This window comes from Candidatus Curtissbacteria bacterium (assembly GCA_024654445.1).
Lineage (GTDB): Bacteria > Patescibacteriota > Microgenomatia > Curtissbacterales > GWA2-41-24 > JANLHP01.
The window spans coordinates 1-8,589 of sequence record JANLHP010000005.1 but is presented as its reverse complement, the minus strand read 5'-3'; the positions used below and the strand labels follow the sequence as shown (position 1 = coordinate 8,589).

Annotated in this window: 11 protein-coding genes; 1 reads left to right on the top strand and 10 read right to left on the bottom strand. The window is 43.8% G+C overall.

Features of this window, described 5'->3' with window-relative positions:
- The first annotated feature begins 271 nt into the window (after positions 1-271).
- Complete coding sequence (locus NUV69_00430; GenBank protein MCR4324141.1) at positions 272-880, top strand: DNA-3-methyladenine glycosylase 2 family protein; 609 nt, start codon at positions 272-274, stop codon at positions 878-880.
- Here NUV69_00430 and NUV69_00425 read toward each other — a convergent pair.
- The 10 genes from NUV69_00425 to pheS all read right to left on the bottom strand — a co-directional run.
- A complete protein-coding gene (locus NUV69_00425; protein MCR4324140.1) occupies positions 877-1,269 on the bottom strand; it encodes a hypothetical protein in 393 nt (130 codons plus the stop codon). The genes NUV69_00430 and NUV69_00425 overlap by 4 nt on opposite strands.
- Positions 1,270-1,671, bottom strand: coding sequence for a hypothetical protein (locus NUV69_00420; GenBank protein ID MCR4324139.1), 402 nt, complete (start codon positions 1,669-1,671; stop codon positions 1,270-1,272).
- A gap of 1 nt (position 1,672) precedes the next feature.
- Entirely contained in the window at positions 1,673-2,065 is a 393-nt protein-coding gene (gene msrB, locus NUV69_00415) for a peptide-methionine (R)-S-oxide reductase MsrB (GenBank protein ID MCR4324138.1), read from the bottom strand.
- 8 nt (positions 2,066-2,073) lie between these two features.
- Positions 2,074-2,511, bottom strand: a complete 438-nt coding sequence (locus NUV69_00410) for a hypothetical protein (protein MCR4324137.1) — start codon at positions 2,509-2,511, stop codon at positions 2,074-2,076.
- 256 nt (positions 2,512-2,767) lie between these two features.
- Entirely contained in the window at positions 2,768-3,637 is an 870-nt protein-coding gene (locus NUV69_00405; GenBank protein ID MCR4324136.1) for a CAP domain-containing protein, read from the bottom strand.
- Between the two features lie 2 nt (positions 3,638-3,639).
- Positions 3,640-4,266, bottom strand: coding sequence for a ribonuclease H-like domain-containing protein (locus tag NUV69_00400; GenBank protein MCR4324135.1), 627 nt, complete (start codon positions 4,264-4,266; stop codon positions 3,640-3,642).
- 4 nt (positions 4,267-4,270) lie between these two features.
- Positions 4,271-5,332 carry a prolyl oligopeptidase family serine peptidase gene (locus NUV69_00395; GenBank protein MCR4324134.1) on the bottom strand — a complete coding sequence of 354 codons (1,062 nt, stop codon included), beginning with the start codon at positions 5,330-5,332 and terminating at the stop codon, positions 4,271-4,273.
- 58 nt (positions 5,333-5,390) lie between these two features.
- On the bottom strand, positions 5,391-5,801 hold the full coding sequence (locus NUV69_00390; protein MCR4324133.1) for a hypothetical protein: 411 nt from the start codon (positions 5,799-5,801) through the stop codon (positions 5,391-5,393).
- A gap of 15 nt (positions 5,802-5,816) precedes the next feature.
- Positions 5,817-7,853, bottom strand: coding sequence for a phenylalanine--tRNA ligase subunit beta (gene pheT, locus NUV69_00385; GenBank protein MCR4324132.1), 2,037 nt, complete (start codon positions 7,851-7,853; stop codon positions 5,817-5,819).
- 37 nt (positions 7,854-7,890) lie between these two features.
- A partial coding sequence (pheS, locus tag NUV69_00380; protein MCR4324131.1) for a phenylalanine--tRNA ligase subunit alpha occupies positions 7,891-8,589 on the bottom strand: 699 nt, incomplete at its 5' end.

The following is an 8,589-nucleotide window of genomic DNA, read 5'->3' as shown; positions in this document are numbered from 1 at the left end:
GGGTTTGCAGAACTTGTTTGAGATTGGTACGTGGTAATTGAAATTTACTAAAAAATTTTTGCTTATTGTTAGTCTCCCCATTTTTGTGTTATACTTTATTTACATTCGTTTTTGACGAATTTTCCCAAAAAGACCATTTTCCTTAATTTCTTGTTCAGATTCTTGCATTCTATTGTGTCCAGACGTCAATTGTTGTCATTCCCGGGCAAATTTCGTCATAATTGCCAATTTTTCTTTAATTTTGCTCAAAAACGATATAATCGGAAACACGATGGATAAATATCTTAAACATATAAAAAAGGCTGATCCAATACTCTTTCGAGCATCGAAGGGGCTCGAGTTGTGGCCTCTTACCAAATCAGAAAATTATTTTTGGGATTTGGTTCGTAAAATAATCGGCCAACAGCTTTCTGTAAAATCGGCAGCAGCAATTGCGTCTCGGTTTCAGGAATTGTATGGTGCAGATTTTTCGCCGGAGGCTGTTATTGAGACTCGCGATGAAAAACTAAGAAAGGTTGGTCTTTCGGGCACGAAAGTGAGTTATATAAAGGGACTGGCTCTGGCTGTTAACGACAAAGAACTAATTCTTGCGGGTATTGATAAACTTTCGAACGAGGAAATAATCGAAGAACTCACAAAAATAAAAGGAATCGGGCCCTGGAGCGCGGAGATGTTTTTAATGTTTAGTTTGGCAAGGCCAGATGTATTTTCTCTTGGAGACCTGGGTTTAAGACGAGCGATGGAAAGGCTATATGAAATTGAGGACCTTAAGTTAGCGCAAATGGAAGAAATGTCGCTCGTGTGGAGTCCTTACAGAACTTACGCGTCCATGACTCTTTGGAAAACTCTCGCTAACGAGCCCCAAATAAGGCTAAGTTAGCCGGTCGTCCTGGCTTGGTGACGACTTGTAAGAACCGCTCTCATTGTACTTAACAGCGTTGCTTCTAGATATTCTTCATCGCTTGGAGACATAATTTTAGTATCTTGCAGAATTATGGAGTCAGGGTTTTCAAGCTTGAATTCGCTACTATTTAGGAGTGGTTCAAAATCCATCGTGAGTGATGCAAGGTCAGCAAATCGTGAAGGATCTGAGGTGTGGTTTTTTAACCATTCAATTTTTTCTTTGAAGTGTTTTTTGAACTCTTCCGGTGTTGTTGTTGGCTCACCAGCTATGCTTTTAGACCTTTTTTTGTGCCATTCGTGGACAGCATAAGAGCCGGCTGCGAAGCCGACGAATGCGGCTGTATACAAAACGTGTTCTTTGCTCATTTATTGGTTCTTTGGATCAAGACGAGATCCGAATCCGCTTTTTACAATTTCATCGTAACGTTGATTTATATACTTTAAGTTCCTTTTTACAGAATCTTCCATCCGTGTTCGCTTGTTCGCAGAAAGTTTCCTTGGGTCTTCTAATACGAAATTGCTAACTCTTACTTCAATGTTTATGCCCGCATCACTTCCGGAATGTTGGGCGTGTTCGTAATCGTCGGACAGGCTTCTTCCGAACTTAATACGGCCAGATTCGACAAGTTGTCTGTAGAGAGCAATGCCATTGTCAAACTCTCCTCGTTCCTGCGGGTCTTTTATCGTTCTCCTGACCCACGAAAGCTTTTCTTTCCAGTGTGTCTTGATGTTTTCTTGCTCAAATTCCGGACTGTCAGTTTCCGCCACGTTATTTCTTTGGTTTAAAATCGAGTGCTAATGAATTAATACAATATCTTAAACCTGTTTTGTCTCTTGGCCCATCGTTAAAAACGTGGCCAAGGTGTGCTCCACAGTTGCTGCATAGAACTTCTGTCCTGCTCATGCCCAAAGAGGTATCTTCTTCCAGCTTTACGTTGTTTTCTTTTGCTACGTCCCAGAAACTGGGCCAGCCGGTGTTGCTATCAAATTTCGTGGAAGACAAAAACAGTTTTTGACCACAGGCAATACACACGTACATTCCAGTGTCGTGATTATCGGTATATTTTCCGCTAAACGGGGGTTCGGTTCCTTTTAAAAAGCAGATGTTGTACTGTTCTGGGGTAAGCTTTTTCTTAAAGTCTTTAGCGTTGGGTTTATCCATCTCAGTGGCTACTCAGCCCAGATCCTTTGAGGAGTTTCTCGTATACCAAAGAACTCAGGTCTTACATCAAGAAGATTTGGGTTATTTTCAAGAATTCTAAATGCTGGCAAAATCACATTGTTGATGAAGTGGTGAAGTTTTTTTGCTCTCATTTCAGTAGAAAAAAAGTCTGTATTTGGAACGTCTTGGAGGTTTATTCTTACAAGAGCTGATATTTTTTCTCCATTTAAGACTAAAGTTGCTCCCTGTGTGTCTGCCCTTCTTACGAACGCTTGACCGATGTGAAACATTGTATTTAATGCTTCAAGCCTAGAGCCGACATAACTGCACGTCTCGTTGGCAGTTGGATCTGTGTCGTACCACTCTAAGGCAGACCTTGTGGCCTCTGCGATTCTTTTTTGTACGCTATTTGACTGGCCGAACTCACCTACGCGCTCTGAAGTCATTATTTGTATTATAGGACATTTGAGCCTAAAAAGCAAACTTTGAGCTCAAATATCCTGTGGCGTTCGCTACTCTCACGCCTAAGGACAATCGAGGCTAAAAATTAACTATAGGGTGCTGCGCACCCTACGGTCCTCGCTCTTCGAGCTGTGGGCCTAGGGGGCTCAAATAACCTGTGGTGCTCGCTACGCTCGCACCTAAGGATATTTTGAGGCTGAATGCAAACTAGATGCCTCTTGATATCCAATTTCACCTTTTTTAACTCCCAACGCAGTTGTTGAAGTTGTTTACCTGGCTGTTATAACTATCAACCATTTGGCGAGTGCTTGTCAAAAGGCTGTTGTATAGCTCAACCTGGGAGTTGTAGCTGTTAACCTTGGCTTCGTATTCCGGCCCGTTTTTTGGATTTGTATTATCCATATCCTGCTTTTTTGCGTCCAATTCCCCTTTCCATTGGTTCAGTTTCGCTTGGTTGGCTTCTATCTGGTTTTTGAGCGAATTATCTGGTGATGGACAGTTTGGCATCGGTTTGCCGAAATGCTGGACTGCCAGCCATGTCATTTTGCCTTCGTATATACCGCGGCCTACCGCAACACCAATTTCTGTGAAGTCTTCTTTCAGAATATTTGCGCGGTGACCCGGGCTGTCCATCCAAGCTTGGACGAGTGTTTGATCGTCCGCGAAATTTCCAAGCGCTAGGTTTTCACCGATCAGGACGTAATCGTAGCCAGCTTCGTGAGCTAGATCTCCCGCGCTTTTGCCGCTTGGTGAATCGTGCGCAAAATATTGGTTTTTGAACATGTCGTTTACTTTAACTTGCGCGGACGCGTTTAATTTGGTGTTCATTTTAAGCTCTGCAACGTCGTTTTCCCTTCTCTGTGCGTTGGTCCACTGGATTGTCCCGGATACTGTTAAATTGGACGTTTCTGATTCTTCTTTGGCGATGAGCGGCGGAGGCGTGAAGATTTCTCGCTTTACCTCTTTAAGCGTGAAATCTCTCGTTTGGTCTAGGGTTTTTAAATTAGACGCGAGTTGTGTGTAGAAGTCTTCGATATCGTCTTTAACTAAAAACGCGATTGTAAAAACAAGGAGAGACGAAGCGATAAGGGCAAGCTTAAGTTTGCGCATATTTAAAACGGCATTCGCGCTTGGGTTCCCGGAACCATCTTCTTGTAGATCGATCTTGTTACTTCGACGTCTTTTTTGCAGTAGTCGCAAATTTCTTCCAGCCTACCGTCTTTGTAGGCTTGCCAAACGTTTTTGCCTTCGATTTCGCCGCCCTTGCTGCTTTCGATGCTAAGAGCTTTGGCGAGAGTGTCTAGTGAAACCGATGGTTCTCTCGCCCACTTACGCCATTCCCACATGATGTCGTAAATAGGGTTGTTTCGGTAACGCGCGAAGCTTAGATTTTGAGTCGGCATTACGCCGTGGATAATGGAGCGTTGATAGATAAATCTTAGGTCGAAGTCCATGTTGTTAAAGCCGATGAAGAGGTGTGCCTCTTTGGCAATTTGCCAAAAGTCTTTGAGTATTTGTGGCTCTTCGCTTTTTAGTATTTCCACTGGTTTTTCGTCTATCGCGTAACCGATACAGATTATATTGCCGAAAGCGCCGTCAAAAGAGGTCGCGGCCAGATAGTTTTCGAATTCCGCGTCGACCTTTTTGCCGTCTTCCAACTTCTTAGCGTGGATTTCACGCAAAATATCGTGTTGTGCTTCCTGAGCTGGGATGGTCTCTATATCGAAGAATAGGTTCACCTGGCTATTTTACCTCATTTAAAGATTGGCGGTAGAAGGCGATGTTGCGCAGGACGATTGTGTTCCAGCTGCCGCCCAAAAAGTTGTGATCTTCGCCCGGATAGATAAGGTATTCGACTTCTTTTTGTTTTTCTTCCATCGCTTCAACAAAATCGTCGGACCACCAAACGGGTACTTCTTTGTCCGCGCCGCCTTGATGAAGCTGGATTGGAGCGTTAATGCGGTCGATATAATTTGTAAGAGAGAAATTTTCTGCGTCGTAGTCTTCTTCAAAATCGGCAACTGCCTTCCTTAGAGCTTTGCCGTGGTCGTCGAATTCGTCTGTGTAATAGAATATTGAATACGGGAAGGGTTTGGTGACGGGTGCCCAAAGGACTGTCGGGTATGGTTTGCCTGTTATCTCCAAAGCTGTCAGAGTGATCTGACCTCCGTTGCTGTGTCCCCAAAGACCGACTCGGCCAGAGTCCGCTCTAGCTAGGACAGGAGTCGTCTGCAGTGCCGAATTTAGATTAGGAATAGACTCAAGCAGAGTCAAAACTGTGACGTACGTTTGAAAGCGGTCCTCTATTGAATTGTCAGATTGTGGGTCGGAATCTGCAAATCCCAAAAAGTCTGGCGCCAGAGTAATAAATCCATTTGTGGCAAAAATCTCGCTCGACCTTCTTGTTCCGTCACCGCTCTGGTAACCTTCCTGTTCCATAAAGCCCCGATTCATTATGATGACCGGAAAAGGGCCAGGGGCGTCCGGGACATTTAGTTGGCCGCTGACTTTTTTTGTTTGGCCGGAGTTTATTTGAGGGTCAATATTAAAGTAGAATTTGTAAGAAACGTAGTTAGGATCTTTTTTTAAAACTTCTCCGATTGTTATTTCGCTTGGCTTATATTGAGACCTGGAAAGGTTTTCGTAGGTGTATCTTTCGAGGGGCTTAATTCTTTCCTTGATTTGCTGGATAGCTTGCTCCTGCTTTTTCTCCGCGCCCAAAAACAGCCAGCCAAAGAGTCCGGTTAAAATCAGTCCGGTGATAAAAAGGATAAGGAAGGTTCGTTTTACGTGTCTGTGGACCATTTCTAGATTGTACCCTTAAGGTGTATTGTCCTCAACCCGGATGCTCTGTGTTTTGTCCTTATTCCTCCTGGGTTTTCTGTTCTCGAACCAATGCTTCTTTTACTAAAAGAGGAATTTCATATCCGTGCAGAGACCACGAGAATGGGCTTGCTAATCTAATTATTACTACTTTCCCATCTTGATAGTTTGTCTCTATTAAATCGTTGGTTTGGGCTTTGTACTCGGTTGTCCAGATGACACCTTTTTTATCCTTGTGAACCCCTACGTGTATTGATTCAGGTAAGTGATCTCTTATTGGTTCAGTAAATTTACGAACCCCTTCTCGCGATTTTCGTCCAAAGCCTATAAGTTCCTCTTCTGGAACGGCTCCGATGTCCTTAACGTGAAACTCATAAAGAGCAAAAGAAACTCGAGTAGATGTTTCTATAGCAAGGGTAATAGGAGATGGTTCTCTCTCTACGGCTGTCATTGTTTAAGAAAAATTTTACTTTCGGACTTTTGCATACAAGGACTTTTCTAGGTGAGAGATTATTTTGTCGCGAACCTGCGCTACTTCTTCTTGGGTCGGAGTGCCGGATGATTTCTGATAAGTTAGGCGCAGAGTTACTGATTTTTTATTTTCGCCGAGTTTTTCGTCTTCAAAAATATCCAGGATCTCTACTTTTTTAACGAGCGGATCTCCCGCTTTTTTAACTTCTTCGATAATTTCGCCAATTGGCATTTTCTTGCCGACTATCGCGCTAATGTCTTCGATAACCGGAGGATATTTGGGGACTGGTTTATAGGAGTAACTAGTTGCTGGTAGCTGGTAAATCTCAGTTAGATTGAGCTCTGCTGCGGCGATGGACCCATCAACGCCTAAATTATCAGTTACCGACTCATTTAGCATTCCCAATGTTCCGACCACCTTATCTCCGATCTTAACTTGAGCGGAGAGTTCTTTTTCAAAAAGCGAATTGGCTGATTTTAATTGAGAAAAAGACGCTTTTCTTTTTACGACCTCGAAAATGTTTTCGACAATTCCTTTTATTGCGTAAAAATCTGTCTTTTGTAGTGCGATGGTTAACATTAAATCTTGAGTTGGAAGATCGTCGCCATTTTTGATGTAGGTCTTGGCAACTTCGAAGATTTTGATGTTGTCGGAAATATTTTGGTTTTTGGCGATCGCGTCTGCCAGAGAAATCAAAACTGTCGGACGCATATACTGCCATTCGGATGTCAGCGGGTTAGCAAGCTCTACTGTCTGATCTTTGTGCGCGCCGGAAAGTTTTAGGAATTGTTCGGAAATAATCGAATAAGAAATAATTTCTGTCAGGCCCAAATACTTGAGTGCACCTTTAAGCTCGATTACTTTTGAAAGGATACTTTCTTCTTCCAGCGGAATTTGGCCGGAAGGGAGTTTTTTGGGCAAATTGTGATAGCCATATACGCGCGCGATTTCCTCTACCAGATCCTCTTGTGTTTCCATGTCCTGGGTTCGCCAGGAGGGTGCTGTAGCTGTTATCGCCGCCGGTGACGTCTTTACCTTAAAGCCCAAAAGGGACAGGATTCCAGCAGCCTTGACGGGCTCAAATTCCATTCCAAGGTAGCTGTTTAGCTTCGAAATATAAAGGTTGATCGTTTTGGGCGTTGGTTTTTCCTTATATATATCGATTAGCTCGGAAGCGATTTTGGCGCCTGACGTTTTCTTTGCAAGATAAATTGCGCGCGACATCGCTGGCAGTATTCCTTCGAGGTCGATTCCCTTTTCAAATCTCGCCGCCGCGTCTGTTCTAAATGCTAACGCTTGAGTCGTTTTTCTGATTGTTATCGGGTCGTAAGCCTGAACGAAGAAGAGAACCCTTTTGGTTCTGCTGTTGATCGCGGAGTTCGCGCCGCCCATTATTCCACAGAGGTCGATGGGCCTTTTTTCGTCTTCGATGACTATTGCGCCCTTTGGAAGTTTTCTTATCAGCTCATCGATCGTTTTTATTTTTTCGCCCTCTCGGCTTGGGCGAAGGATCATTTTGCTGCCTAAGATTTTGTCATAGTCGAACGCGTGCATTGGTTGGCCCAATTCCAACATGACGTAATTTGTGATGTCGACGATGTTATTAATAGGACGGATACTACTTTTGGTAAGAGCATTTTTAATGAACGCGGGAGACGGGCGGATTTTTACGTTGTCGAGGATGATTGCTGTAAATCTTGGGCAAAGCTTGGGGTCTTTTATAAGAACGTCGAGCGTGTATTGGGCGTGGTTGTCCGGCTCCAGAGGAAGATCTAAGCCTTTGGGGTCGACGAGCTTCGACTTCTCTCCTTGCGCCGCAAGAATCGCGTTTGCTTCTCTGGCCAAGCCGTATATGGAGAAAGCGTCTGGACGATTGGTGGTTACTTCAACGTCAAAAATAAAATCATCGCCTTTTTTTTCTATCCTCTCAACCGAAGGTCCGGACAAGGTTAGGTAGCTAGCAATTGTTTTTGCGGCTACATCTGTTTTTAAATATTCGCGAAGCCAGTTAACTGGTATAAGTAAATTCATAATTTATAAACTCGTGTTTCGTATTTCGAATTTAACATTAGAATTGTTCTAGGAACCTTAGGTCGTTTTGGTAAAGCAAACGAATGTCCCCAAGGTCTGTTCTCATGGCGATGGTTCGTTCTATTCCCCATCCGAACGCGAACCCGGAATATTCTTTTGGGTCGATGCCTCCGGCTTTGAGAACGTTGGGGTGAACCATGCCCGCGCCGCCGAGTTCGACCCAGCCAGATTTGCAAAAACGGCATCCTTTACCTAAACAAACGCCACAAGTGACGTCGACTTCGAAAGATGGTTCGGTGAAGCGGAAGTGATGAGGGCGAAGCCTCGTTACTCTTTGTTTGCCAAAAAAGTTTGTCGAGAAATAATCCAAAGTTCCTTTGAGATCTGGAATCGATACGTTTTTGTCGACCAATAAACCTTCGAATTGATGAAACATTGGCGTGTGAGAAACGTCGATTTGTCTTCGGTAACATCTTGCGATGTTGAGCATTCGAATCGGCGGATTTTTGACTCGCTCCATTTCACGGACCTGGCCGTTTGATGTGTGAGGTGTGAGAACCTGGCTCCCGTAACGGGAGTTCGTGGGAGCTTTGATGAAAAAAGTTTCCCAGTCGTCTCTCGCAGGGTGATCTTTTGGCATGTTTAGGGATTCAAAAGCGTACCAATCCCAATCGACTTCGGGATAGCTTTGGAGAAAAAAGCCGAGTTTGGCAAAAATTCCGACGATTTCTTCCAT